The organism is Natronobacillus azotifigens (genome assembly GCF_026805325.1).
Lineage (GTDB): Bacteria > Bacillota > Bacilli > Bacillales > Amphibacillaceae > Natronobacillus > Natronobacillus azotifigens.
In genome coordinates, this window is record NZ_JAPRAT010000001.1 from 106,700 (window position 1) to 132,968 (window position 26,269).

The following is a 26,269-nucleotide window of genomic DNA, read 5'->3' on the forward strand; positions in this document are numbered from 1 at the left end:
TTCCCTGTATCCTGGAGCAATCGTCCGTAAGACCCCCACTTCAAAACAACGAGAATATCAAGTTGTTTAAGTGGGAGTAACGGACGCTAGCACCCCGAATGGCTCAACTAACAATCAGTCAGGTAAAGCTAAAATCCCTACTGATTGAAGTCTCACTTTAATAGAAAGGATGAAGCAGATGAAGCTAAATGTAAAGGCAAAATTAAAAGAACAAAAATCAAAAATTAAAGGGGGAAAAAGGAGAGAAAAAACGCAGAAATTCAAGAAAAAGACAACGAAAAAAAAGAAAGCGCAAACAAAAATGAAATTAATACATAGACTCTACGCGCTTATCACGCTTATTACTCTTACTTGTATCATTGCAGCTGGATTTATCTATTATTATAGTCAAGAAGTTTCAAGAGAAAGTGACGCTCTTGAAGAAACCGCTAGTTCTCAACAACAATATGGAGAACTTATTAATGATTTAAATATGCTTGGTATCCGCTATTATCAATTAATTAATTCTGGATATAGTCAAGATGGGATTACAGAAGTAGAGATGTATCTTGAAAATGCTAATAATCGCTATGATCAATTGATTGAGCAAATGGGAGATAGTGATGAACTAAGTCACTATTTTCAATTTTTGAGAGATGCTATCGATTCTTATCAGCTGATTTACGAACAAAATTTCACGACCATTTTTGTTGGTGATGAAGTAGAACAAATAAGAAATCGTATTTTACCTGCCCTTTCTCGTAATGAAAACTCACTTCAATCAGTAAATAATAGAATACAAGATTTTCTTGAAGATGAGCGAGAAACCGCTTCGGTATCGTTACAAAATGCTCTGACAAGCTCTGAACTAATTATCATGATTGCTTTAATTATTTTGGTACTCGTACCATTGATTGTTTTATTACTTTTTTCTCGAAGTTTATTTACAGGAGTTCAATTAGTTATGAACCGGATCCGAGCATATCATCAGGGAGAATTTGATTACACGAATGACACGAATCGAAGTGATGAATTTGCTGAAATTGACACCCGTTTGGAAGAAATGGGAAATCGATTGATTACGATCATTAACAAGAATAAAGAGATAAGTGATGATGTGTTAACAGTTGTCAAAACGACAGGGAAAAAATCAAGTGAACAACTAGCAGGAATGGATCAAATTGAAAAAATGATGAATGAGTTCTCTGAAGAAATGCAAAGACAAACAGAATTTACTGGAACGATCTCAGCAACTACAGAGGAAGTCTCTGCGAGTTCTGAAGAAATAGCTTCAACTATAGCTTGCATAAATAATGAAATTGTTACTTTAGAGGATGTTTCGAATCAAGGTCTTGACATCATGAATGATTTAGAAGAGACGATGAATCAATTAGATAGACAAGCAACAGAAACGGCTGAGCGTATAAGTGTTATGGATAAACACCTAACTCATATTTCTAGCTTTTTAAATGGAATTGATGATATCGCAGATCAAACAAACTTATTAGCAATCAATGCTTCCATCGAAGCAGCACGAGCTGGTGATGAGGGGAATAGTTTTGGAGTTGTTGCGCAAGAAATTAGAAAATTATCCCAAGGGACAAATGATTTCTCGAAACAAACAAAGGATGTATTAGATAAGTTAAGTAAGGAAGTGGCGACTATTGTTAAGATGTTTACGGAATTCCAACAAAGAAGTGAGTGGACACGTGAGAAAACAGTGGAGTCTGCAAGTTTATTTAAGAAAATTTCAACAGACAATTCCAAAGTAGCACGAGAACATCAAGATATTAATGAATCAATCAGTCAGATTAATCGAGCGATTGAAGATGTGGTTGGTTCTGTAAGTGAACTTGTTAATGGAGCCAATATTCTTGAAGAAAAGAGTACAAACGTGCAAGGGATTGTTAATGAACAAACAGAACGTCAGAAGACTCTCGTAGAGGACGTAAAATCATTAGAAAATACAGCTGATTTATTAAGAAATTAGTTACATTGAATTGCTCTTAATAATTTGTATCTCGGTATTGACTTTGAAAAACATTGATTTCTTTTTAATTAGACAAATCTAACCTTTGAGTGCTACCTAACAAAAGCTACTTATCTTTTGTTAGGTAGTTTTTTCCAGATTAAACATTTTAACATTTCTAGTACATCATGAGGATATCTAAAGGACTTACAAGACATCGTGATTATGCTGTAAAGCTTCTTGTACCTGTTGACGAGTATTGTGTAATTGTTCAGAAGCTTGTTGGAATTGGGGGTGGTCAACCGCCTCCAGACCTGCTTGCATTCTTGCCTCATGCAATTCTTGCTCGGCTTGTTCTAATTGATTAGCAGCTTCTCTTAGTTGTTGTGCATCAGTACCTTGGGCATTTATTGCAGTTTCTTGTGCTTGTTGGATTTTGTGTGATGCTTCCTGTAAATGTTCGTGTAAATTTTTTTGTTCCATAAAAATTCCTCCATTCCGTTAGTTGTCAACCGTCCGTAAAAATTTCACTCCAAAATATTGAAAATAATTAAGTTGTTCAAGTGAGAGTGATAGTGGTTAGATTAAAGATTTAATTATCAAAACATCATCTTAGTAATACCATTTTTTCTAAATCATATACCTTTCTTGCATAAAGAATGAAAATCAAGCAAAAGAATTTGGATTTTTTGTAGGCGCTACTTCTCCATTTCTCGGACATTGTACCCCACGGTCATTAATCTTATCCCAGAGCTATCGTCCGTAAGACTCCCACTTCAAGACAATGAGTATACCAAGTTGTTTACTTAAGAGTAGCGGACGCTAGCACCCCGAAGGCTAGGTCATCCTTTAATGCTGACAATAAGTGGAGAAATACCTAAATACCCCACTGTTGAAGTTTCACTATATATCCAAGCTATCTACATGTTATAGTTTTTTAAAGAAAAACTTATTATTATCTGTTATGATAAAGGATGCTGTGCAAAATAAAGTATCTATGTATTTGTAAAGGAGAAAAATAATTGAAACAACAGTCACTTCCATTTACGATATCTAAACAAGAAAATTTTTTTGATCGGTTAGGAGATTATATTGGAGATGTTTTTTATGATATATTACCTGAACTAGGGTATGAATTACGTGATGAACAGATATATATGGCCTATCAAATAGATCAAGCATTCAAAAACAAAAGTACAGTTTTTGCCGAAGCAGGTGTGGGAACAGGAAAAACATTTGTATATTTGTTGTATGCGATTTGTTATGCACGATATATGAGAAAACCAGCGATTATTTCCTGTGCGGATGAGACATTAATTGAACAATTGGTCAAGAAAAATGGGGACATCGAAAAATTAGAAAGAGCGTTAGGTTTAGAAATTGATGTACGTTTAGCAAAAGCAAGAGAACAATATGTTTGTATGAAAAAGCTGGAACCTTTGGCAAATGAAACAACAGATGAAGATATTCTCCGTGTTCATGATCAAATTCCTGATTTTGTGTTTGAACAAGGATCTTCGATGAAATCTTTTGAGCGCTACGGAGATCGAAAAGAATATCCGTGGGTGTCTAATGAAAAGTGGGGAGAAATTGGTTGGGATCCGATCCAACAATGTTCCACATGTGAATGGAGACATCGTAGTGCCCAGACACTCCATCGTAATTACTATCGTCATTCTACCGACTTAATTATTTGTTCCCATGACTTTTATATGGAACATATCTGGACAAAAGAATCGCGAAAAAGAGAACAACAATTGCCACTACTACCTGAAGCTAGTTGTGTGGTCTTTGATGAAGGACATTTATTGGAATTTGCTGCTCAAAAAGGCTTAACATATCGTTTTCATTCCAAAACTTTAGATTCTGTTTTAACAGGATATATGAGCCAAGATGTACGGGAAGATTCACTTTATCTGGTAGAGGACATTTTAGTACTTCACCAAGAATGGTTTGAATTATTAGAACAATCTGCTCAACGAGTGAGTGGCTCTGATCGTAGTGAAGTAAAGATAACTATGAAAATGACAAAGCTTATCAAAGAGCTAGCCAAAAAGGTAGAAGCATTGTTAGAACAATTAGTTTTTGACTCGGAATTATTTACGATTGATGCTTATCATGTCAAAATCATCGAAGAATATTTGGAGTTTTATGCTTATGGTTTGTCTATTTTGTTAAATAAAGATCAGGGTGTTTATTGGATAGAGGAAAAAGAAACCGACACATCGTTTGTGATTATGCCGAGGTTAGTGGAAGATGTTTTAGGAAAGGATGTATTCTCTCAAAACATCCCATTTGTATTTTCATCCGCGACATTATCGCAGGGGGGCGACTTTTCTTATTTAGCTAATAGTTTGGGTATTAGCTCGTATCAATCTTTCTCGGTAGATTCACCATTTGATTATGACACTAATATGAAAATACACGGTTATATAACCAATGATGAAGAAAAAGAATTTCGATGGATGCAGATTGGCCAGGCATTAAATGAAAATCAAGGAAAATCACTTATTCTTTTTTCGGATTTAACGGAAATGAATCAATTTCGTTCATGGACAGAAAAGCAAAATTGGGATTTTATAATGTTGTACGAAGGTGATCGTGAAATTAGTGAAACGGTGCAATCATTTCAAACAAATATTGATTCAGTGCTTTGTTCTTTTAATCTGTGGGAAGGTTTGGACGTTCCAGGAGAAACTTTAAGCCAAGTGTTGATTGCTTCCTTGCCATTTCCGCCAAAAGATCCAGTTTTTCAAGCGAAACGAAAACATGTACAGGATCCTTTTCGTGAGGTTGATCAGCCGTACATGTTACTTCGGTTAAGACAAGGTATCGGGCGATTAATTAGAAGTAATGATGATCAAGGGGTCATTCGGATGTATTTATCAGAATTAGAAAAACAAGAAAATCTAGAGGGGATTATGCGAGTTTTACCTGTTGAGATGAAGATGAGCAAATAAGTAAAAAAACAGCAGTGCTAATAATGGCTGCTGTTTTTGTTTACTGAAGCAGTAATAATTGAAATAGTGGATAACTCTTTGTAACAAAAACAGCACCTCCAGCTTCGAATGCAAAATACTGAGCAACTTCACGAATCGATCTATGTTAAGTCATCATCGGGTAGTGGGCTTACTTTGATTCCTTTATCCCGAAGCAACCGTTCGTAAAACCTCACTGATTGAAGATTCACTCTATTTGTATTATTTTCTAAACTTTTTACTTTTTTATTTATACATAGAAGGATAATTTCGTTTCTTGTAGAATGTGGTAAATGATTATTATTATTATTCATCAAATCACTTCTTTATCCTAAATAACACCAATCGCCTACTATTATGTAAGCGCTTTAATAAGGTGTATATAAATACTTGGAAGGAGGGTAGTTTTCGGTAAATAAACTAAATAGGAGGGATTTAACATGTTAGCGTTTAAAAAAATATTGTCCAACCGGTTACTTGTTATGGTATTTGTTTTATTTACTTTTGCATTTTTAAATGGACAGGAAAAAATTCATGCACGAGAGGTAGTTAATGCAGCTGATTTCGGATTTACACCTGGCGTAGAATCTTCACAAACTCATGCTTTACATGATGCAATGCGTTACTTTTATGATCGGGGGGTAGAAGGTACAGTCTTTATTCCCGCTGGTACGTACTCCATCAATGAAGCTGTCCGGTTTCATGCGGGAGTGAATCTAGTTGGAGAGGGAATGGGCAGAACTGTTCTAAAGAAAGTGGGAACAAGTAATAATTACGTTATCGGTAATCCGATTATGCGAGGCAACTCGAATAACTTAAATGTAACAGTTTCCGATTTAACGATTGATGCGGACAGAGCAAATCGTGCGTCTCGAGGTTTAGGTCAAGTTGGTGGATTAAATATTGATGCAGATGTTAGCAATTTAAGATTAGAAAGAATAGAAGTAAGAGATACAACAATTGGCGCTTTGTTAAGAAGGTTAAAGAATTCTGTGATCAGAGATAGTGTCTTTGATCAAACGAGTGGTCATGCAATTGCCTTTGGTAGTGAGAGCCATGCAATTGGTGACGTTCGTGATAATGTAGTCACACATAATGTAATTACGAATTCTAGTGGAGGTAGTGGAATTAATCTTTCTCGAGCAACGTATACCACCGTTACGTACAACCAAGTAATAAATCAGGTACAACAATCGGACACCTATGGTGGAATTCGCATACCAAATGGTGGATCGCATAATATTGTCGAACATAATGTGATACAAAACTATCCAAGAGGTATATTTGTTTTGACTGGTGCTCATAACAACACAGTATCCAAAAATACGATCATTGACTCAAGAATACATGGAATGCTAGTTCAAGCGGATCATAACACATTTAGTGAAAATGTTTTCCAACAGCTAGATCCATCACTAAATCCTGAAGCGGTTATTCGTTTGGCACCTGGTAGTCAAAATCAAATTATCAATAATGAAATTCACACATTTGCTAGTTTTAGTAACATCGGAATTCGTTTGACAGGGGCATCAAATAGTAATGTTGTTCGAGGTAATCGTATTGATACATCAGGAACCCTTGTAAGTATCGAAGGTGGGAGTAATAACACGAATACGGGAAATAGTAGAAATCATAACCAAGCATACTTCGAAAATAACGTAACCTACGAAATAGTAAATCGTAATAGTGGTAAACTTTTAGAAATTAGCAATGCTGGATTGGGTGACGGAGACAACGTACAACAGTGGAGAAGAAACTTTCATCCCTGTCAACGTTGGATTTTCATCCAAAACAATGAGGGGTACTATGAAATCATTAATCAACACAGCGGGAAAGCGCTAGAAGTTTTTGCCTGGGATGCGAACAATGGTGGAAATATTGTTCAATGGAGGCATTTAGGTGGTACGAATCAACAATGGTCGATTCATCGAAATAGTGATGGGTATTTTACATTGATAAACAGGTTCAGTGGGAAGGCACTGGATGCTTACAATCGCACATTAGATGATGGTGGGAACATTGTTCAATGGGATCTAAATAACGGTTTTCAACAACAGTGGAATATTAGTAAAGTAAATTAGCCAAGAAGAAAAAAGAGGTAAGAAACGCTTATGTTTCTTGCTTCTTTTCTTTAAGAAGATTATGATTACAAGTTAGAAACTTATGATAAAATAAGGATAAGGTTTGAGGTTTTCCGGAATCGGTAACATGAAGAAGATTTACAACAATAAATTGTATGATTTTAATGGCAATAAGGGGTGTATAGATTGAAGTTCTTTGAAAAATTTGATTGGCGTATTTTTCATGGTGGGATGATTGTTTTTTATCTTTTAGGCGTCCTGGCATTTTTATTTATTGGTAATTTAGAGAAATCCTTGATTCGAATCCTGTTTGGGCTGTTGGTTCTTTTAGTTATAAAAGAAATTGTTCGTTTCGTTTTGCGGTTGCGTAAAGAGTGCAAGATCACTGATGAAGTACTAAATAAAAAGGAAGAAAAATAGAAAATGGAATGATGAACTAAATTCATTTGAAAGGTTGCTTTTATGAAAATCAAACAGATAAAAATTATCTTGTTATCCTTAGTGGTGGTTGTCTTTTTTGTTTATGCTATAAACCAGTATTTAGAGAAACAAAGATATGAATCCTACTTATCTATGCAAGTGGAGAATGACTTTTCTCGTTTGTCTTCGAGTGTCATAAATAATGAGAAGATGTATAATGAGATTTTGCAATCCGGAACAATTTCTTTGCAAGAAGTTATGAACCTTTATCACAACAATTATGAAATTGTTCGAATTGCACAAGAATATCAAAATTTCGCGATAGATTTACGTAGGCTTGGTAGAGATGAGGTAAATAATTCTCCTTCACTGAACGCTAGTGATATTGCTTGGTTTTTTCAACGTCTCATTTGGAACATTGCTGAAGAAGAGGGAATAGAACAATCGATTGAGCAGTTCCCTTACGCTTTAGGTAGAGAAGAAAACTATTCTCTGGATGAAGAATTTCTAGAAAAAATTACGGTTGTGAATGAATTAAATAAACGTTGGGTTCATGTGATTGAAATATATGTTGAAGGTGCCAAAGAATTAAGTAATGCAAATTCAGATGTTTATTTTGATAAGTATAGAGATCATGCAATTAAAGATGATTATTGGGTTGATGTGGTTTTGCAGATGGATATCGAAACAGAAGAATACTTAAAGGAACATAACTATTATGGTGGTTTTGGTGATTATTTGCGTATACAATCGCACTAGATTGTACTTTCTATTTGGATAAGAACAATGAAAAGGCATGGTAGTGCTGAGGGTAAGCTTGTCAACAAGATGTCTTTCTTCTTGCTATGAAACTATTTCTGTTTATCCATGTTATAATAGATGACGTAATTTTTGATAGAATTCAAACTAAAATGGGAGAGAGTATATGGAACAACAGACTTTATTATTAATAGATGGTTTTAATTTGTTAAGTAGAGGATATTTTGCTACGGCATATAATAGAACGGAAGAGCAATTAACGAAAACCAGTGATGGTTTATATACGAATGCTTTACGTGTGTTTTTTCAAAAAATGTTTAATTTGGTTGAAGTGCATCAAGTAAGTCACCTTGCAATTGCTTGGGATGTGAAGCGAGAGGAAACGAGTAGACGCGTAAAATATGATTTTTATAAAGCAAGTCGAAATGAGTTGCCAACACCACTTATTCAACAATATGAAACGTTAACGAAATCTTTAGCAGATATCGGAGTGGCTCAACTTGTTGCTCCTCCTTATGAAGCGGATGATGTAATAGGAACACTAGCATCGAGATGGACGAATGATACAGACGGTCATTGTCTTATTTATAGTAATGATAAGGATTTATTACAACTTTTGAATTCACAAACATCACAGGTTATTGCACAAAAGAAAATGGAAACCGTGTATACGATTGATCATTTTCAAGAGGAATATGGTATTCATTCTAGTCAATGGGTCGATGTAAAGGCGTTGCTAGGGGATGCGAGTGATAATATTCCGGGATGCCCGGGGGTTGGAGCGAAATCTGCTTTGCCGTTGATTCAGCAATACAAATCTGTTGAGAATTTATATGAGCAATTGGATGGTTTAGATCCAAAGTTTAACCGTTATAAGAAGAAATTGATGGGAGGAGAAGAAATGGTTACGATCAGTAAAGAATTAGCTACGATCGAAACGAATATTCCTTTATTTTCTAGTTTTGACTTCAATGAATTAAAACTAGCAATAGATGATACCTCTCTAACCGAAGCTATTAAACAATTGGAACTACGAGTAAATTATAAAGGTAATAGAGTAGGGTAATAGGTGAACCAATCGATAATTATATCGATTGGTTTTTCAAAATGGATATGGAAGAAGAAGTGGTTAACAAAAGTACATACCAGTATCATACTATTCAAATGTAGCAGGCTTTTGAAAAGGGAATAATTAAACAAAGGCAAATGAATCAATAACCGGTGTCTTAGTGGTATTACCGTGGCAATGAAATATCAGCTACATAGTTTATAGTAACAAGAAGGGAGGGGATTATTATGTTTCCATTAGGCCCCCGACAACAACAACCATTTGGTCCTCAATATCAGACGAGATACACGAACCAAATGGGCGGTGGCTTCCCATTTCAAAACAATAATCCATTTGGCCAGGGCCAAGTTACCAGTCCATTTCGAAGAGGATTTATGGCACCACAAAGACAGCAAGCACAGCAAGCGCAACAATTTTATAATCAACAACCACAACAAGCGTCTTATAATCAACCACAACAGATCCCTCAACAACAAATACAACAACAGCAACCGCAAGCACAACAAAGACCAAGAGGGTTAGACGCATTAATTCGAGATGAAAATGGCAATTTTGATATCAAAAAAGTAGGCAACGGCGTTCAAAGTGTGATGGGTATTGCAAGTCAAGCAGGTCCGTTGATGAAAATGTTAGGTCTGTAGATGTCAAAAAAGAGAAACGTCAGCAAACATATTTTTGTGGCGTTTCCTTACATAGTTTGCAAGCAGATTTTCGGTAATCTTCAGTAATCATATATTATCTTGTTTTCTTTGTGATTAACCAATGACTTCATAATATGGTAAATTCAAATCATAATTACCATTTTATCCTGGATCAACCGTCCGTAAGACTCCCACTTCAAAACAACGAGAATACCAAGTTGTTTAAGTGGGAGTAACGGACGCTAGCATCCCGAATGGTTCAAGGGCCTTTAGGTCATCCTTTAGGGCTAACAATCAGTGGGGGAATACCTAAAAAACCCCACTGATTGAAGTTCACTCTATATGCTAAAATCTATTGAGTTTTTAGGGAATGATAAAATGATACACCAAATGCCGCATAAACACATCCACTCGTATTATTGGAATCTCTATTCATCGTAACCTGTAAGTCCTCGTAATAAAATTGTTATTAATCATTCAACATGCTATCTATGTTCTGGAGATTTGTAAATACGTTGTTGAATAGAAAATATGTCGATTAGTTTGTTTAATACAATTTGAGGGTAATGCTATGTAAGAATGGAAGAAGGAGGGAAATAAGTGAAAAAAATAACGGGTCTACTTATACTTGTTGTTATATTACTTGTTGCTTGCGGTAGTAATGATCTGTTTGACAACCCAGTTACAGAAATTGAAGTAAGAAGTTGGGAAGATCGTGAACGGATTGGAGTTATAGATGATGAAGAGTTCATTGAGGGATTAGTAGAAGAATTGGAAAATGCAAACACAGCTACCACTGCAAATTTGGATGTAATTTCACCTGATTATCACTTGGTTTTTTTCCATAATGATGAAGTGATTAAAGAATTAGGCTACTATGAGCAAGAAAAAAACTTTGGCGGAGTTACGGGCCGTTATATTGATTTCCCCTCAGGTGATCATTATGGAGTAACAACTGAATTAACATTAATTAGAGAATGATAACTTGGTTCCGGTTAATATGACTGGAACCTTTATTGTTTTGGTGGGAGTTCATTAGACTAGATGGTTTGAATAGGAAGGAACAGTATAACTGTGATAAAATAATTTAAGTTAGTATTGTCAACAACTACGAGGAGTGACGTATTAAATGAATAATTATTTACATCATCCACACCCAGCGAAACGTGTGACTACATTTGCGAAAAAAGGAATGGTAGCTACTTCACAACCGTTAGCTGCTGAAGTGGGTCGCGATATACTGAAACAAGGAGGAAATGCGGTAGATGCAGCGATTGCAACTGCAGCTGCTTTAACCGTACTTGAACCTACTTCGAATGGAATTGGTAGCGATGCATTTGCACTAGTTTGGATCAAAGACAAATTGTATGGGTTAAATGCAAGCGGGCGGTCGCCAGAATCCATAACAATTGAGAAAGTAAAAGAACAAGGACATGAAAAGATGCCGTTATTCGGTTGGATACCGGTTACTGTACCAGGCGCCCCGGGGGCATGGGCGGAACTGTCCGAGCGGTTTGGTAAACTTCCATTAACGGAGGTGTTAAAACCTGCGATCGATTATGCAGAAGAAGGTTACCCAATTAGCCCTGTACTAGGTGATATGTGGAACCGTGCGTATAAACGTTATAAACAAGAGTTTACGGATCCTATGTTTGCACACTGGTTTGATACCTTTGCACCAAATGGTAGGTCCCCACAAATTGGTGAAATGTGGCGATCACCAGGGCATGCAAGTACCTTACGAGAAATAGCAGAGACCAAAGCAGAAAGTTTTTATCGAGGAAAGCTAGCTAAAAAAATTGCAGCAGAGTCCACGTTACATAAGGGTTTTTTGACTGAAGCTGATTTAGCTACATTTAAACCAGTGTGGGTTGATCCGATTAAAGTAAGTTATCGAGGTTATGAGGTTTGGGAAATTCCGCCGAATGGGCAAGGGATTGTTGCATTATTGGGCTTGAATATTTTGAAAGAATGGTCTTTTGAAGACGCCGAATCAGTTGAGCGGTATCACAAACAAATCGAGGCAATCAAATTAGCATTTGCAGATGGACAAAAATATGTTACCGACCCAGAGCAAATGAAATCTTCTGTCGAAGGACTTTTGTCAGAGCAATATGCGAAAAAACGTCGGAATTTAATTGGGGAAGAAGCATTAATGCCTGAACCGGGTACGCCACCAAGTGGAGGTACAGTGTATTTAGCTACTGCCGACGATGATGGGAATATGGTATCCTTTATTCAAAGTAATTATATGGGATTCGGATCAGGAATCGTTGTACCGGGTACTGGAATTTCTTTGCAAAATAGGGGAGCAGATTTTTCTCTAGATAAAACGCATGATAACTCACTAGCTGGTGGTAAACGCACGTACCATACGATTATACCTGGCTTCTTGACGAAAGATGATCAAGCAGTGGGGCCGTTTGGGGTAATGGGTGGCTACATGCAACCACAAGGGCATCTACAGGTAATTATGAATACGATTGACTTTGCAATGAATCCCCAAGCAGCTCTAGACGCACCACGTTGGCAATGGATGGAAAGTAAGAAAGTTCTTGTAGAGCCGACATTTCCGGTTGCCACAGCCCAAGCGTTAGCAAGAAAAGGTCATCAGATTCAGATCGCCTTAGAGTCTGTTAGCTTTGGTCGTGGTCAAATCATTTGGCGTGACCCCAAGACAGGGGTACTTCAAGGAGGAACAGAATCTCGAACTGATGGTGCCATTGCAGCTTGGTAAATAAAATCGATCAGTTTTTCACGAATAAAAGAAATCCCTATAACGATAGGCGATTTCTTTTGTTCCATTCATACTTAATATCTTTAGAGGTCAATCGTACCGGAAATAAGATCATGGATTGCGAGCTTATCTCGGTGCAAGCTTTGACAAATATGCTAGCAATGATACTGATGCGCCAAAGGTGATTATGTACACGGGATCCGAAACCTAGTTCACATGCTAAAATCATTAAAAAGGTAACCTCACTATCGTAACGATCTGTTAATGTCAATTATAATAAAAAGAAGATTTGTTTGTTGAAAACAGTATTTATTTCAAATGGCCTAATTATATAGGCGAAAGATGTCGTTTCGACGAGGTTGTAACTCTTTTTATGGCTTAACCTAGGCGAAAGAGGTGGTTTCGACGAGGTTGCAGCTCTTTTTATGGCTTAACCTAGGCGAAAGAGGTGGTTTCGACGAGGTTGCAGCTCTTTTTATGGCTTAACCTAGGCGAAAGAGGTGGTTTCGATGAGGTTGCAGCTCATTTTATGGCTTAACCTAGGCGAAAGAGGTGGTTTCGATGAGGTTGTAACTCTTTTTATGGCTTAACCTAGGTGAAAGAGGTCGTTTCAACGAGGTTAGGTGCATTTTCTGCCCGCAACCTAAGCGAGATCAGCAATCTTGACCAGGTTAGCGTTATCTCCTGCCCTTAACCTAGGTGAAAAACTCGCCTTAAAAAAGTTACAGTATTTTTTGATCCCCATCCTCACGTTAACATCATTAAAGTGAGAAGAAAAATCATTTACTAAGCTGTTTGTGTCAATGCTTTGTTATCGGGTAGAATAGCTATGTATTGATAATTAGGTGGTAAGCTGTTCGATTATAAAATAGTTTGAATAGGCAATATACATAATTATAGTATAAAAAATTTCAAGTAGAGGTGCAGGCTATGTTAGAAAGTTTAGCAATGCTATTGATTTTTGGATTTATAGCAGCAAAGTTAATTAGTTTATTACGGTTACCCGGATTGCTAGGTATGCTAATCGTCGGTGTTGTATTTGGTCCTTATGTTTTTAATTGGATCAATTCGGATATGTTGCAGATCTCACAAGATTTACGGGCCCTAGCCCTGATTATTATTTTACTACGCGCGGGACTTGGTTTGAAGCGCGAAAACTTAGCGAAAGTTGGGGGCGTGGCATTACGCATTAGTAGCATTCCTTGTATTTTGGAAGGATTAACAGTGCTTGGTATATCGTATTTTTTACTGGACCTTAGTTTTGCTGAAGCGGGTATGCTTGGTTTTGTTTTAGCGGCTGTGTCTCCAGCAGTTGTTGTGCCGGGAATGTTAGAGTTAAAAGAAAAAGGTTATGGTGATGATAAACAAATACCAACTCTATTGTTGGCAGGAACGTCCATCGATGACGTGTTTGCGATTACCTTGTTTACTTTTTTTCTCGGGTTAGGCGTATCGGGTGATTCAAATGTGTTTGTTGAATTAGGGAAAATCCCACTTAGTATTGGGGCTGGAATTCTTGGAGGAGTTCTTGTAGCTGTTGTTTTACTTTATATATTCCGTGTCAAAGGTTTTACAAATAGAAATACGGAACAACTATTACTGTTGTTAGCATTGTCTATTTTGTATTTTGAATTTGGTGAATGGATTGGTATAGCTAGCTTGTTAGGTGTAATGACAATTGGTCTTATCATTTTAGAAAAGCGTAGCAAAACAGCGATTCTCTTTTCAGAAAAATTAGCTAAAGTATGGGTGTTTGCTCAAATTATCCTGTTCTCTCTAGTTGGTGCCGAGGTAAACATAGAGGTAGCTGTTGAAGCTGGTTTATTAGGTGTCGTTATTATTGCAGTTGGATTAATTGGTCGTAGTATTGGTGTGATGATTGCAACAATTGGATCCAATTTAAATAAGAAAGAAAGAATATTTTGTATGATTGCATATTCTCCAAAAGCAACAGTCCAAGCAGCTATTGGATCTTTACCACTTGCAGCTGGAGTTGCAGCTGGGAATGTGATTTTAGCGATTGCTGTTCTATCGATTCTTATCACCGCACCACTTGGGGCAATTGGCATAAAATTTTTCGCACCGCGGCTATTACAACAAGGATCTGTATCTTGATTTTCATCGATCGATACGCTCGCTTATAATTCAGAAGATTTTTTTCTTTTTAAAAATTAATGCGTACAAAACCACTTCCTATTTCGTATAATAGAAAGAAATGGGGGGGATTGAATGTTTATTCATGAAATTGAGCCTGGTTTAGCATTGAAATTAATTGATTATCAAGATACTGACCGATTATACAACTTGATCCATCGTTCACGAACTTTTTTACGTAGGTGGTTAGCATGGGTAGATCATACAACGAAGCCGGCAGATACCTATTCCTTTGTGGACGCCTCACTCAAAGGATATGTAGAACGTAAAAGTTTAACCACGGTAATTTTATATGACCACGAAATTGCTGGTGTAGTGAGTTTCCATGCGATTGATTGGCAAAATAAAAAAGCAGAAATAGGGTATTGGCTTGGAGAGGATTATGCTGGAAAAGGGATTATGCCGAAAGCAGTATCTGCTCTAATTGATTATGCGTTTTTTGAATTGTTACTCAATCGTGTTGAAATCCGGGCAGCGGTATTTAACAAATCTAGTCGTCGAGTTGCTGAGAAATTAAACTTTGTGGAAGAAGGTACAATTCGGGGAGCAGAATGGTTAGGGGATCATTTTGTTGATCACGTCGTCTATGGGATGTTAGTTAGAGATTGGGTGAAGTAGAAATAAAGTGAAACTTCAATCAAAAGGGGTTCTTAGGTATTCTCCACTGATTGTTAGCTGAACCATTCGAGGTGCTAGCGTCCATTACTCTCATTTAAACAACTTGATATTCTCGTTGTTTTGAAGTGGGAGTCTTACGGACGGTTGCTCCGGGATAAAATCGGATTTTTTCACTAGTTCCAGCATTGTCTGGGACTTTTCCTTTTCTAAAAAGCACTGAGATATACTTGCATGTATGGGAGATAAAATGACAGAATGAAGATAATGGATATTACGAAAAGAAAGTTGGCATCGTATTATGGATAAACAAATGAATGGACAACAGTTTAAGGTGACAGAATCTTCTTTACTGTTAGCTTTTTTATTACAAGTAGTGGATCGAGGAAGGAATTATACGAAAGCAATTCTTGCACGAGGACAAGTACTAGTGGACGGAGAGGTTGAGACGGCTTATAATTATGCACTTGAACCAGGTCAACAAGTAACCATTCTAAAACAAGCACCACGAACAGAAAAACTAAATGGTGTAAAAATACTTTATGAAGACGATGATCTGATTGTGGTGAACAAAACTGCTGGATTATTGACGATAGCTACTGGTAAAGACCAACAGCCAACTGCTTATCGTGAATTAAATAGTTATGTACGTAAAAAAAATTCAGCGAATCGTATTTTTATTGTTCATCGATTGGATCGAGATACTTCAGGCGTGATGGTTTTTGCTAAAAATGAAAAAACTAAGCACAAGTTACAGAATAATTGGAAGCAAGTCGTTGAAGAACGTACATATATTGCTTTGGTAGAAGGAGAAGTAAAGCAAACTAAAGGTACGATAACTTCGTGGTTAAAAGAAACAAAAACACATCAAATGTATGTGAGCCAATCAACAAACGGAGCAAAGCAAGCAATTTTGCATTATGAAAGGATTCAAACAAATCGGCAATTTTCTTTATTGGCTGTTCAACTAGAGACAGGTCGAAAAAATCAAATCCGTGTTCAATTGGCTCATATTGGTCATCCAATTGTGGGAGATAAAAAGTATTTCTCTAAATCAAACATACTTGGTCGGTTAGGACTACATGCAAAAGTATTAGCGTTTACTCATCCGACAACAAAGGAACAACTTCGATTTGAAGCGAACGTTCCAGATCTATTTTTTCAGAAATCGAAAGGATGAAGACAACGATGTATATATCGATCAAAGAGACTGCTGATTATTTAGAGATCAGCGAACCGGAAGTACGCCAGTTGATTTTCCAACAAAAGATTCGGGCACTTTATGATGGAGAAAATTATTTATTAAATAAAGATCAGTTTCAAACCCATCAAAAGCAGATGGAGAAGTACAGACAAATGATGCAAGAATATCTGCAAGAACCGATCCCAGAAGACATTGATATTAAAGACGAGGATTAATGAAAAAACTCAAGAATCATAATTTGATTCTTGAGTTTTTTTATACTTAAGAAACAGAAAGCAAATGATGATATAGGACCATAGAAATCACGATCTCCGCCCTAAGTCTGAGAAAATTTCCAACTAGTGATGGTTTCTATTATTTTCAAGTTATTATATAATATATGTTATTAATCTAGTAAAGGATGGTTGAATGGATTCTATTATTGAAGTGTCTGGGATAACAAAAGTTTATCAAAAAAGAAAAACAAAGGAAAAGATTCAAGCAGTAGATAACATTTCCTTTCAAGTGAAGCGTGGAGAAATCATTGGTTTGCTTGGACCCAATGGTGCTGGTAAGACAACAACAATAAAAATGATCTGTGGATTATTAAAACCAGATAGCGGACAAATTTTGATTAATGGTGTAGATAACGAAAAACATCGACTTCGTGCCTTAACACATATTAGTGCGGTGTTAGAGGGAAGTAGAAATTTATATTGGCGATTAACAGTAAGAGAAAACCTTGAATATTTTGCAGGTAATCGTGGAGTATCGCGAAAAAATGTAGCAAGTAGAGTGGAAGATTTGTTGCAAAAATTTCGTTTAAAAGATAAGGAAACGGAATTAGTAAACCGTTTATCTCGCGGGATGCAACAAAAACTTGCCATTGCAGTTGCAATGTTAGCTGATACAGAAGTTATTTTATTAGATGAACCAACATTGGGCTTGGATATTGAAACGGGATATGAAGTTAGAGAAATTTTAAAAGCGATCGCCAAAGAAGAGAATCGCACAGTCATTATTAGTTCCCATGACATGGACGTTATTCAGGATATATGCGAAAGAACGATTATTATTAATCAAGGAAAAGTAGTGACCGATGATCGAATTGAGGATTTATTAAAATTATTTGAAGTGCGTTCCTACACGATTACATTAGGTGAGCATTTAAATGAGAAACAGGAGCATTTAATCAAGGAAAGATTTCTTGATTATCAATACGAATCCAATCGAATACAACCAAAGCTTAGTGTTGAGTTATTGAAAACGGAAGATATTTATCAATTATTTGACATATTAAAGCTGAACGAAACACCTGTGGAAGCAATTGATCGAGAAATAATTCAATTCGAGCAAGTTTTTATGAAAATAGTAAAGGGGGAAACAACTAATGGAGTGGATCAAGTCAAATCTCAATCTGTTTAAAGCGAACTTTCGTAAGGAGACCATTGAATTAAGACGTTATTTACCGAATACAATCGCTATGTTATTAACGGTTTATATAATTTTTATGGCGATGTTTGCTGGGATCCACTCGGTAGGAGCCCCCGGAACTGTTGATGCAACCATTCAAAATACGATAGTGAACTATATCTTTTGGTATCTAACCATAACCATTGTCAATGGCCAAGGATATGAGATTCTTACGGAAGCTACTCGAGGAACATTTGAACAGCTAGGAATGTCACCTAGTGGTATTTGGAGGATCTTATCAGCAAGACTATTGGCGCAAGGAATATTAACGGCGGCGATGATGATTGTCTTACTTTATTTGTCTATGTTAACAACTGGTCAATCGTTAAATGTTGATTTTGTAACAATCATACCGATTTTCTTACTTACTTGTATTAGCATGTTCGGTCTGTCGTTCATTATTGCTGGATTAACAGTAATTGTGAAGCAAATCCAAGCTTTTTTACAGATCTTTCAATTTGTTCTAGCAGCGTTAACGTTTGTTTCCCTGTCTAGAGCCCCATTTCTTGTGTTTTTTCCTATTACGAAAGGCGTGGATATGATTCGTGCAGTGATGGTAGAAGGGCTAACACTTAATGAATTAGGTTTCTCAAATTTCCTCGTATTAACTACAAATGCACTTGTCTATTTCATCATTGGATTAGCTACTTACTTATATTGTGAACGTTATGCAATGAAAAAAGGGTTGTTAGCTCATTATTAATAGATCGTTTGATTGAATCATAACAAAAAGGTTTCTGTCCATGTGACGGAAACCTTTTTTACAAGATAAGAAAGTTAAAAATTAGCTTTATAGCGATATTTATCACGGAGCAATCGTCCGTAAGACTCCCATTTCAAAACAACGAGAATATCAAGTTGTTTAAGTGGGAGTAACGGACGCTAGCACCCCAAATGGTTCAAGGGCCTTTAGGGCTAACAATCAGTGGGGGAATATCTAAAAACCTAAAAACCTCCACTGAATGAAGTTTCACTTTATCGTTGTTAAATCTTAAAGATGCAAAAGATTTTCTAGTATAACAGTAGGATCTACCGTTTTACTTATTGGAAAGTGTCACACTATAGCTTGTCACCATTAACCCCTTTCCGAATATATCTTCTTATTGTTTTTTTAAAGGACCGGGTGAACTTTTTCGGTTTTTCTTCTAATCTGTTTACCTTGGATTTTTTGCAAAAAAAGCAGTCGGATTATATTCTCCACAAGAAAAAAATACAAGAAGTAGAGAAGTCCTTCCTCCCAGTAAAAAAATCACTTTTTTCAACGAAACACTACCGTGCGGTCTTTTTGAATATTAGGAATTGGATTGACGGATTGTTTAGGAAAAATAAATGTCCAAGGTAGCGTGGTTTTAGGAGGGATAACTAATTTAGAAATGGTAAATACTTGTTTCGCGATTTCTTGGTTGAAACGATAATATTTAATCATTTCATTGACTATTGTTAAACGATCTTGACTATCATTTACGATAAATGCACTAATTAACAACTCATCCTGATGGTTTTTTGCTTGCCAAAACGGAAGAAGTTTTATGTTTGTTTCACTTAATAATAGAGCAGCGTTAGAATCATATTCGTCTATCTGATGAAAGAAGTGTTGAATATCTGTTTGATCACGTGAAGAAATGGTGTGAGCCCAAGAAGATTCAAATTGTAATTTTTGCATGAAGGTAAAACTCCTTTTTTCGAGATAATATTAGTATAGCGAAAGTCGTGTTGAGTAGGAAGGTTAGATGATTAATTGTGAGACTGATTCGTTTTTGAATTGGTTAAATGAATCGGTTAATTGATCAAGCAGGTTGAGGTATAATAGGCCATTCCCTTCTAACGTAGCAGGGTAACCTAAAGAAATCGTTCGTTTAATCAATTGAGCGTATAGTTCCGGTTCACTTAGGGTACGATTAAATTGTTTCTTTGTAATATTTTTAAGAAGTGCAAGGCTTCCAGAAACGTGTGGTGCTGCCATCGATGTACCACTTAGCGTTGCATAACCTCCATGTAAATAGGTGGAATTGATCCCTTCTCCTGGAGCAACAAGATCGATTTTGTTATTTGAATTTGAGAAAATCGACGTGTTTTTTTCAAAATTAACCGCACCAACACTAATCACTTCTTGATAAGAAGCAGGAAAATCAACTTCATCTGTTCGATGATCACCATCGCCATCATTACCTGCGGCACACACAACGGGAATATGATGATCTAGAACTGCTTTTTTAATGACCTTAAATAGACCATTATGTGGAAAGGGTCCTCCTAATGACAGTGAAATAATATCCACATCTCTATCAATGGCATAATTTATTCCACGGATTAGCCAATCATATTCTCCATAACCATCACGATTGAGGACTTTTACAATTAACAAATTCACCATAGGTGCAACCCCGACAATTCCATTAGTGTCTTGCGAAGCTCCAATAATTCCAGCTACGTGCGTTCCGTGACCCTGATAGTCTTGAAAATTATTTCTTGCCCATTGATCATCATCCGTAAAGTTTTGGCCTCCAATGATTCGGTCTTTTAAATCACTATGATTGATGTCACAACCGGTGTCAAGGATAGCAATGGTAATATTTTCTCCTCTTGTTTGCTCCCAAATTTTTGGCGCTTGAATAAGTTGAACCCCTTTTGGGATTTTATCAATTGTATTCGATTTTTTGATTATATGGAAGTCGGCAATGCGAATTGGACGATGCATGTCTATTCACCTCCCTCTATGTAAAGTTTAGCAAGTTTTTTTCTTTGTGAATAGATACAAACATGCAAATTGAAAAGATCGGGTGTTTTCCTCATTGTATTCTCGAAAAACAGAAGGGGAAAATTGTTTATTTCTACCAGAGTTTTGTGCCATATTATCATTTCTCGAAGGATGGAAGTATCAATTAAATGGTTGTTCCGATGTAAACTTAACGCTACAATAAAATTAATTATAAAGGAGGGAAAAATATGAAACACAACGAAAAAGTACAATTAATCAAACAGTTAGTAAAAATTCCGAGTCCTTCAGGGCACACAGGTGAAGTGATTCAGTTCGTAGAAAAATACTTTCAAGATTTAGGTGTCGAAACCACAAGAAACCGTAAAGGAGGTCTGATTGTTACATTACCGGGGGAAAATGGTCAAGAACAGCGGATGTTAACCGCTCATGTAGATACGCTTGGTGCAATGGTAAAAGAAGTGAAATCAGACGGTCGTTTAAAGCTCGATCTCATTGGGGGCTTTCGCTACAATGCAATTGAAGGCGAATATTGTCAAATCGAAACTGCTTCTGGAAAGACATTTACAGGGACGATTCTAATGCATCAGACTTCTGTACATGTATATCAAGATGCAGGAACAGCTGAACGTAATCAAGATAATATGGAAGTTCGAATTGATGAGAAAGTAGAAAGTGCAGAAGACGTACGAGAACTCGGTATTGAAGTAGGTGACTTTGTTACGTTTGATCCTCGGGTAGAAACAACAAAAGCTGGTTTTATTAAATCTAGACATTTAGATGATAAAGCGAGTGTAGCGATATTAATGCATGTTATTAAACGATTAATCCGTGAGGGTATCCAATTACCGTACACTACACATTTTCTTATCTCAAATAATGAGGAAATAGGCTATGGTGGAAACTCTAATATCCCTTCAGAAACAGTAGAGTATTTAGCAGTTGATATGGGTGCGATGGGAGATGGTCAGTCTACGGACGAATACACTGTTTCTATTTGTGTGAAAGATGCGAGTGGTCCTTATCATTATGGCTTACGTAAACATCTAGTAGAACTAGCAGAAAAACATAATGTAAGCTATCAGTTGGATATTTATCCTTATTATGGGTCTGATGCATCCGCAGCAATTAGCGCTGGACATGATATTGTACACGGCTTAATTGGACCAGGGATTGATTCCTCACATGCTTATGAACGTACACATGAAGAAGCACTTGAGCATACGGAGCAATTAATCTATCATTATCTCTTATCTAACATAGTAAGTTATTGATAAAACTTGGAGCAGACATGTTCGCTTAAAATTTTCAATAAAAATAATTTTATAACTAAAGTCCTGAATTCAATGATAAGCAGTGGCGTTATCTATCAAAAGTCCCACTGCTTATCTTTTCAACTTTCTGCTTAAACAGATTGCATTCGGGTATAGTTAACACACGCACGAATACGAAAAATGTTGTGGTTTGAGGATAAATAGCAAGAGTAGATCCTAAAAGCTTGGTAAAAAAATGCATAGCAGGAATAGTGCGATGATCATCTACTAGCAATAAAGTTATTTATGGATAGAAATCAATACGCTTCTCGATTTGCTGGTCAAAGACGTTAATGTAGAACAATGTAAAGCGAACATCAAGCATTTACCAAAGTTAAACAACTCTTTTTTCGTTTGTAGGCTGTAAGGAGGATGCATGATGGGACATGACAGGACTGCAATGGCATATATAAGAGATTTTTTTTTGGCAGATAAAATGTTAAACGGTGAGGACTTTGAGGTTATATCATTTATAGCTGTTGAGCCAGGTAAACCAATTTATTCAATCGATCGCTTTTTAGGTATAAATAGTAAGGAAATATTGCGTTTTCGAAATGCTAAAGATACCTTACTTCATCTTTCCACGCTTGTGGATGTTAGTAAACAGAAGTATATCACACCTACTCCGATAAAAAAGAGCAATAATATGATTTATTTATATAAGTTGGATGTTCCACTTGATATCGATATTGCAGTTGCGACAGGCTTAGGTGTTTTTAGGATGTTAAAAGGGGAATATCAAGGTAAATTTTTGTATTATTCAATTGAGCAGGTATACAATGATGAGCCAGGGGATATTGCTTGTCTTATCAATGATTGGATTAGACTTAAGCTGTATATTCAAATTATGCGTGCAAATGATTTTATAGACCTCTCCTTAGCTAGTGAATGGAGAAAAAACCGAAACGAACTGTTGAAATTTATTGTAGGAGATACAAAGATTATTGAACAAATATTAGATTCAATTTTTTTGAAAGATACTTGAGTAAATGCTATCATACAATCTGCAAAAGAGGGTAACCAAATAATATGGTTACTGTCTTTTTTTTACGTCCATACATGGAGATATTACAAATTGTTGCTTACTGAGATTCATTTAAATTTTCACACAGAATGGCATAACAACAGTTATTTCATAACAAGTTCAGACTAACTGAAGTTTAGGGTTGCATTTTTGAAAAGTATCAGGTGGAATAAGTATAAATGTTAATGGATTAAGATATCTATTTTTAACTTCTTAGGAGGATACGTCAAATTAAAGTATGGTTTGATGGTAGCAAGCTGTATTCTGTTACCATTGGTCCTGGCATAGAACGCAACGCTTTCCTATTTTCAAACAATATTCCAAATTACTTTACCTATCGTAGTAATTATGTTATCGTTAAATTACTACGACAGACAAAGTAATTGACGAGATGATTAAGTAATGAAGGAGGGGGTAAATTGATCAGTAGTGATGTAATTCGTGGTTACAATGACACCATCATCTTATATTTATTGATAGAGACACCTTCATATGGCTATGAAATTTCAAAAAAAATTAAACAACTTTCCAATGACAGATATGTGATTAAAGAAACAACATTATACTCTGCATTTAGCCGTTTGGAAAAAAAAGGCTACGTTGAATCGTTTTACCAAGACAAATCTCATGGGAAAAGAAGAACGTATTATCGAATTACGGAAGCAGGGTTAGCATATTATCAAGAAAAGTGTCAAGAGTGGGAAATTACCAAAAACGTTGTTAATCAATTTATTAAGGGGGTAGATGAAGAGTGGAAACAATTATGAATTATTTAGATAACATGTTTAGTCGGTTGCCAAACACAAAAGAAATGCAAGGGATAAAGCAAGAGATGCTAGCGAATATGGAAGACAAATATCATGAACTGATTGAAGCAGGTAAATCTGAGCACGAGGCCATCGGAATTGTAATATCAGAATTTGGTAATATTGATGAATTAATCGAAGTGTTAGGAGTTGTTCCTGAATCAAATCAAGAGCCAGTTCCGACACTGACTACAACGGAAATTAATGATTACTTGGAAACAAATAAGAAGTCAGGTATTTTGGTTGGGGTTGGTGTAGGATTGATTATTTTAGGGGCAGCACTTTTAATTTTAATCACACAATTAATGGAAGATGGGTATATTCAAGTGTTTGAAGGAAGGATGGTAGACGTTATTGGTCTTATCCCTTTGTTTCTATTTGTCACCATCGCTGTTGGCATGTTTATTATCGCGGATAGCATGATGAAGAAATTTAGTTTTACTCAGAGTGATTTTCACATACAGTTACACGAGAAAGAAAGGTTAGAACAAGAGAATCAGCAGTTTCAGCAAACACATGTAAGAACAACTATTACTGGTGTTGCTCTTTGTATCCTTGCACCAATGATTTTAATTATCTCTTCAGTATTTCATGATAATGCTTCTGTATATGGAGTTGTCCTCCTATTGTTAATGGTGACGATTGCGGTGTTTTTGTTTATCTATTATGGTCGAATAAAAGAAGGATATAACACATTATTACATTTAGAAGAACATGCTATTCCAAAAAAAGTACAAAAAAAAGAAGACAAAGTAATCGGCGCAGTTGCAAGTATTATATGGCCATTGGCTGTAATAGTATTCCTAATAAGTGGATTAGTCTATCATCAGTGGCATATAAACTGGATTGTCTTCCCGATCACTGGTTTATTGTTTGCGATGTTTAGTGGTGCATATTCCATTTGGAAAAGAGAAGGTTAGTTATTATAAGCACAAAAGCGCAGAGCGTTGGTCTATTCTGTTCTGTTCTGAAAAGTTATCCTTAGCTAAACGAATTTTATAATTTTCTAGATAACTAAGAAAAAGAGCTTCCGTTCGAACTGGAAGCTCTACTATATTTACTAATGCTCTTCTAGTTCTTTTACAGGAACGCTTTGTTTCTGTTCGGGTTGATCAAGCGGGTGTATCGTTGCTAAGCCTTTATCTTGATCTACGTGTTCGATATAGATTTTTTTCCCTTGACATGTGACGTTAATCATTTCTGGAGAGGAAGTAATATCTTGTGCGCGCTGTGCATCCATAGTTGCCACCACCTTTATACATTACTAAGGATATTATGTGGAACTAGCCGTTTTTTATACTCAAGAGCATAAAGGAATGAATAATTTCCATTGAATTTTACTAGTGATCGTGTTATATTGATTTAGCGATGAGCTATTTTGCATAAGACGAGCCATATGCCTCCGGGCTAAACGTTGAATGTGGTCAACGGTGCTTCGCCGCAAAACGTACATGAAAAAAAGTCGATACCAATTGGTATCGACTTTTTTGGTTATTTTACATACATTTGTGAAGAATAAACATTGATTTGACATTTGCATTCAGAATTGAATCAAACTACTTGGTGCTTCTTACTCGTTACGTCAGAAAAAGTACTTCTTTTAAGTTGGATTCACTTGGTTCAAAGCGATAGCGTCCGTTACATCAGAGGAAACAATAACGAGGCTAACAACACTTACCACAACATATCATGAAGACGACGATCAATTAGGTTGGTATCAATCGGGCATGTAGTATCATCTCTTCCGTATTGCCATGCCCATACGTTTGCTTGACAAGTCGGTTTAGCAGGATCGAATTCGGGTGCATCTCGACGACTTGTAATACCCGGTTCTGGTTCAGCGCTCCATAAAACGGATTGAACGGCAACTTGTTTATTTTGTGAAACGGCTTGACAATAAGCACTTGAGAAGTTTCCTTCATCAGGGTCATGGTAAAATCCAGGTTTATATCCTGTAGGTCGCATCGCTTCCACGTAACCAATAATCCAGGCTGCATCCACTTCAAAGAAATTCTCTACGTTTGCAAACAGCATCGTACCTTCGGGTATTCCCAATCGTTTGGCGTGGAAAGCTGCATTTTGCGCCATAATCCTTCCTTCACGTTCCCCAATGGCAATCAGGAAATTACTATAAATCGGTAAAATTTTTGTCCCGCTATTGTGTAGAAGTTCTACTTCTTTTCGTGTAATTCCTTCAGCAGCTCCTTCTACTCGAACTAAATATCTTCCCCAAAATTCAGGTTTTCCATAATTATTTAATACACATTGATAAAGATCTTCCGTTACATTCGTTGCTGAATCTACTCCCCATACATAACTCAATAATAAAACCCTTTCTATAAAAAATTCGTC

Annotated in this window: 24 protein-coding genes; 19 read left to right on the forward strand and 5 right to left on the reverse strand. The window is 36.3% G+C overall.

What is annotated here, in order from left to right; genetic code table 11:
• The first annotated feature begins 178 nt into the window (after nt 1–178).
• Nucleotides 179–1,969, forward strand: coding sequence for a methyl-accepting chemotaxis protein (locus OWO01_RS00415; protein WP_268778439.1), 1,791 nt, complete (start codon nt 179–181; stop codon nt 1,967–1,969).
• A gap of 186 nt (nt 1,970–2,155) precedes the next feature.
• Here the strand turns inward: OWO01_RS00415 and OWO01_RS00420 are convergent, their stop codons facing one another.
• The gene (locus OWO01_RS00420) at nt 2,156–2,431 is read right to left on the reverse strand and encodes a hypothetical protein (protein WP_268778440.1); all 276 of its coding nucleotides are present in this window, start codon (nt 2,429–2,431) and stop codon (nt 2,156–2,158) included.
• Nucleotides 2,432–2,970: 539 nt separating this feature from the next.
• On the opposite strand from OWO01_RS00420, the gene OWO01_RS00425 reads away from it, so the two are divergent.
• The 14 genes from OWO01_RS00425 to OWO01_RS00490 all read left to right on the forward strand — a co-directional run bounded on the left by OWO01_RS00425 (nt 2,971) and on the right by OWO01_RS00490 (nt 18,761).
• Complete coding sequence (locus OWO01_RS00425) at nt 2,971–4,908, forward strand: ATP-dependent DNA helicase (protein WP_268778441.1); 1,938 nt, start codon at nt 2,971–2,973, stop codon at nt 4,906–4,908.
• Between the two features lie 458 nt (nt 4,909–5,366).
• The gene (locus OWO01_RS00430) at nt 5,367–7,007 is read left to right on the forward strand and encodes an RICIN domain-containing protein (RefSeq protein ID WP_268778442.1); all 1,641 of its coding nucleotides are present in this window, start codon (nt 5,367–5,369) and stop codon (nt 7,005–7,007) included.
• A 186-nt stretch (nt 7,008–7,193) separates the two neighbouring features.
• The gene (locus OWO01_RS00435) at nt 7,194–7,427 is read left to right on the forward strand and encodes a hypothetical protein (protein ID WP_268778443.1); all 234 of its coding nucleotides are present in this window, start codon (nt 7,194–7,196) and stop codon (nt 7,425–7,427) included.
• Between the two features lie 42 nt (nt 7,428–7,469).
• Complete coding sequence (locus OWO01_RS00440) at nt 7,470–8,186, forward strand: hypothetical protein (RefSeq protein ID WP_268778444.1); 717 nt, start codon at nt 7,470–7,472, stop codon at nt 8,184–8,186.
• A 166-nt stretch (nt 8,187–8,352) separates the two neighbouring features.
• A complete protein-coding gene (locus OWO01_RS00445) occupies nt 8,353–9,252 on the forward strand; it encodes a 5'-3' exonuclease (RefSeq protein ID WP_272505931.1) in 900 nt (299 codons plus the stop codon).
• 230 nt (nt 9,253–9,482) lie between these two features.
• The gene (locus tag OWO01_RS00450) at nt 9,483–9,896 is read left to right on the forward strand and encodes a hypothetical protein (RefSeq protein WP_268778445.1); all 414 of its coding nucleotides are present in this window, start codon (nt 9,483–9,485) and stop codon (nt 9,894–9,896) included.
• Between the two features lie 600 nt (nt 9,897–10,496).
• Nucleotides 10,497–10,877 (forward strand): hypothetical protein, encoded by a 381-nt coding sequence (locus OWO01_RS00455; protein WP_268778446.1) that lies wholly within the window; start codon nt 10,497–10,499, stop codon nt 10,875–10,877.
• A 148-nt stretch (nt 10,878–11,025) separates the two neighbouring features.
• Nucleotides 11,026–12,633 carry a gamma-glutamyltransferase family protein gene (locus OWO01_RS00460; RefSeq protein ID WP_268778447.1) on the forward strand — a complete coding sequence of 536 codons (1,608 nt, stop codon included), beginning with the start codon at nt 11,026–11,028 and terminating at the stop codon, nt 12,631–12,633.
• A gap of 930 nt (nt 12,634–13,563) precedes the next feature.
• Nucleotides 13,564–14,748 (forward strand): cation:proton antiporter, encoded by a 1,185-nt coding sequence (locus tag OWO01_RS00465; RefSeq protein WP_268778448.1) that lies wholly within the window; start codon nt 13,564–13,566, stop codon nt 14,746–14,748.
• Nucleotides 14,749–14,862: 114 nt separating this feature from the next.
• Nucleotides 14,863–15,405, forward strand: coding sequence for a GNAT family N-acetyltransferase (locus OWO01_RS00470; RefSeq protein WP_268778449.1), 543 nt, complete (start codon nt 14,863–14,865; stop codon nt 15,403–15,405).
• 298 nt (nt 15,406–15,703) lie between these two features.
• Nucleotides 15,704–16,582, forward strand: a complete 879-nt coding sequence (locus OWO01_RS00475) for an RluA family pseudouridine synthase (RefSeq protein ID WP_268778450.1) — start codon at nt 15,704–15,706, stop codon at nt 16,580–16,582.
• 8 nt (nt 16,583–16,590) lie between these two features.
• On the forward strand, nt 16,591–16,821 hold the full coding sequence (locus OWO01_RS00480) for an excisionase family DNA-binding protein (RefSeq protein ID WP_268778451.1): 231 nt from the start codon (nt 16,591–16,593) through the stop codon (nt 16,819–16,821).
• A 193-nt stretch (nt 16,822–17,014) separates the two neighbouring features.
• Nucleotides 17,015–18,010 (forward strand): ABC transporter ATP-binding protein, encoded by a 996-nt coding sequence (locus tag OWO01_RS00485; protein WP_268778452.1) that lies wholly within the window; start codon nt 17,015–17,017, stop codon nt 18,008–18,010.
• A complete protein-coding gene (locus OWO01_RS00490) occupies nt 17,976–18,761 on the forward strand; it encodes an ABC transporter permease (RefSeq protein WP_268778453.1) in 786 nt (261 codons plus the stop codon). Before OWO01_RS00485 ends, OWO01_RS00490 begins: the two co-directional genes overlap by 35 nt.
• A gap of 555 nt (nt 18,762–19,316) precedes the next feature.
• Here OWO01_RS00490 and OWO01_RS00495 read toward each other — a convergent pair.
• Together OWO01_RS00495 and OWO01_RS00500 are read right to left on the reverse strand one after the other, a co-directional pair.
• Nucleotides 19,317–19,721, reverse strand: a complete 405-nt coding sequence (locus tag OWO01_RS00495) for an SLAP domain-containing protein (protein ID WP_268778454.1) — start codon at nt 19,719–19,721, stop codon at nt 19,317–19,319.
• A 63-nt stretch (nt 19,722–19,784) separates the two neighbouring features.
• Nucleotides 19,785–20,756 (reverse strand): S8 family peptidase, encoded by a 972-nt coding sequence (locus OWO01_RS00500; protein ID WP_268778455.1) that lies wholly within the window; start codon nt 20,754–20,756, stop codon nt 19,785–19,787.
• A gap of 248 nt (nt 20,757–21,004) precedes the next feature.
• Here OWO01_RS00500 and OWO01_RS00505 point away from each other — a divergent pair, with 248 nt between their 5' ends.
• From OWO01_RS00505 to OWO01_RS00520, 4 genes are all read left to right on the forward strand, one after another.
• The gene (locus OWO01_RS00505; protein WP_268778456.1) at nt 21,005–22,048 is read left to right on the forward strand and encodes a M42 family metallopeptidase; all 1,044 of its coding nucleotides are present in this window, start codon (nt 21,005–21,007) and stop codon (nt 22,046–22,048) included.
• A 415-nt stretch (nt 22,049–22,463) separates the two neighbouring features.
• A complete protein-coding gene (locus tag OWO01_RS00510) occupies nt 22,464–23,072 on the forward strand; it encodes a hypothetical protein (protein WP_268778457.1) in 609 nt (202 codons plus the stop codon).
• 458 nt (nt 23,073–23,530) lie between these two features.
• Nucleotides 23,531–23,878, forward strand: a complete 348-nt coding sequence (locus OWO01_RS00515) for a PadR family transcriptional regulator (RefSeq protein WP_268778458.1) — start codon at nt 23,531–23,533, stop codon at nt 23,876–23,878.
• Entirely contained in the window at nt 23,863–24,837 is a 975-nt protein-coding gene (locus OWO01_RS00520; RefSeq protein WP_268778459.1) for a permease prefix domain 1-containing protein, read from the forward strand. Before OWO01_RS00515 ends, OWO01_RS00520 begins: the two co-directional genes overlap by 16 nt.
• 140 nt (nt 24,838–24,977) lie before the next feature.
• Here OWO01_RS00520 and OWO01_RS00525 read toward each other — a convergent pair whose 3' ends face one another.
• Together OWO01_RS00525 and OWO01_RS00530 are read right to left on the reverse strand one after the other, a co-directional pair.
• Nucleotides 24,978–25,157 (reverse strand): small acid-soluble spore protein H, encoded by a 180-nt coding sequence (locus tag OWO01_RS00525; protein ID WP_268778460.1) that lies wholly within the window; start codon nt 25,155–25,157, stop codon nt 24,978–24,980.
• Between the two features lie 434 nt (nt 25,158–25,591).
• Nucleotides 25,592–26,239 carry a glycoside hydrolase domain-containing protein gene (locus OWO01_RS00530; protein WP_268778461.1) on the reverse strand — a complete coding sequence of 216 codons (648 nt, stop codon included), beginning with the start codon at nt 26,237–26,239 and terminating at the stop codon, nt 25,592–25,594.
• Nucleotides 26,240–26,269: the final 30 nt, after the last annotated feature.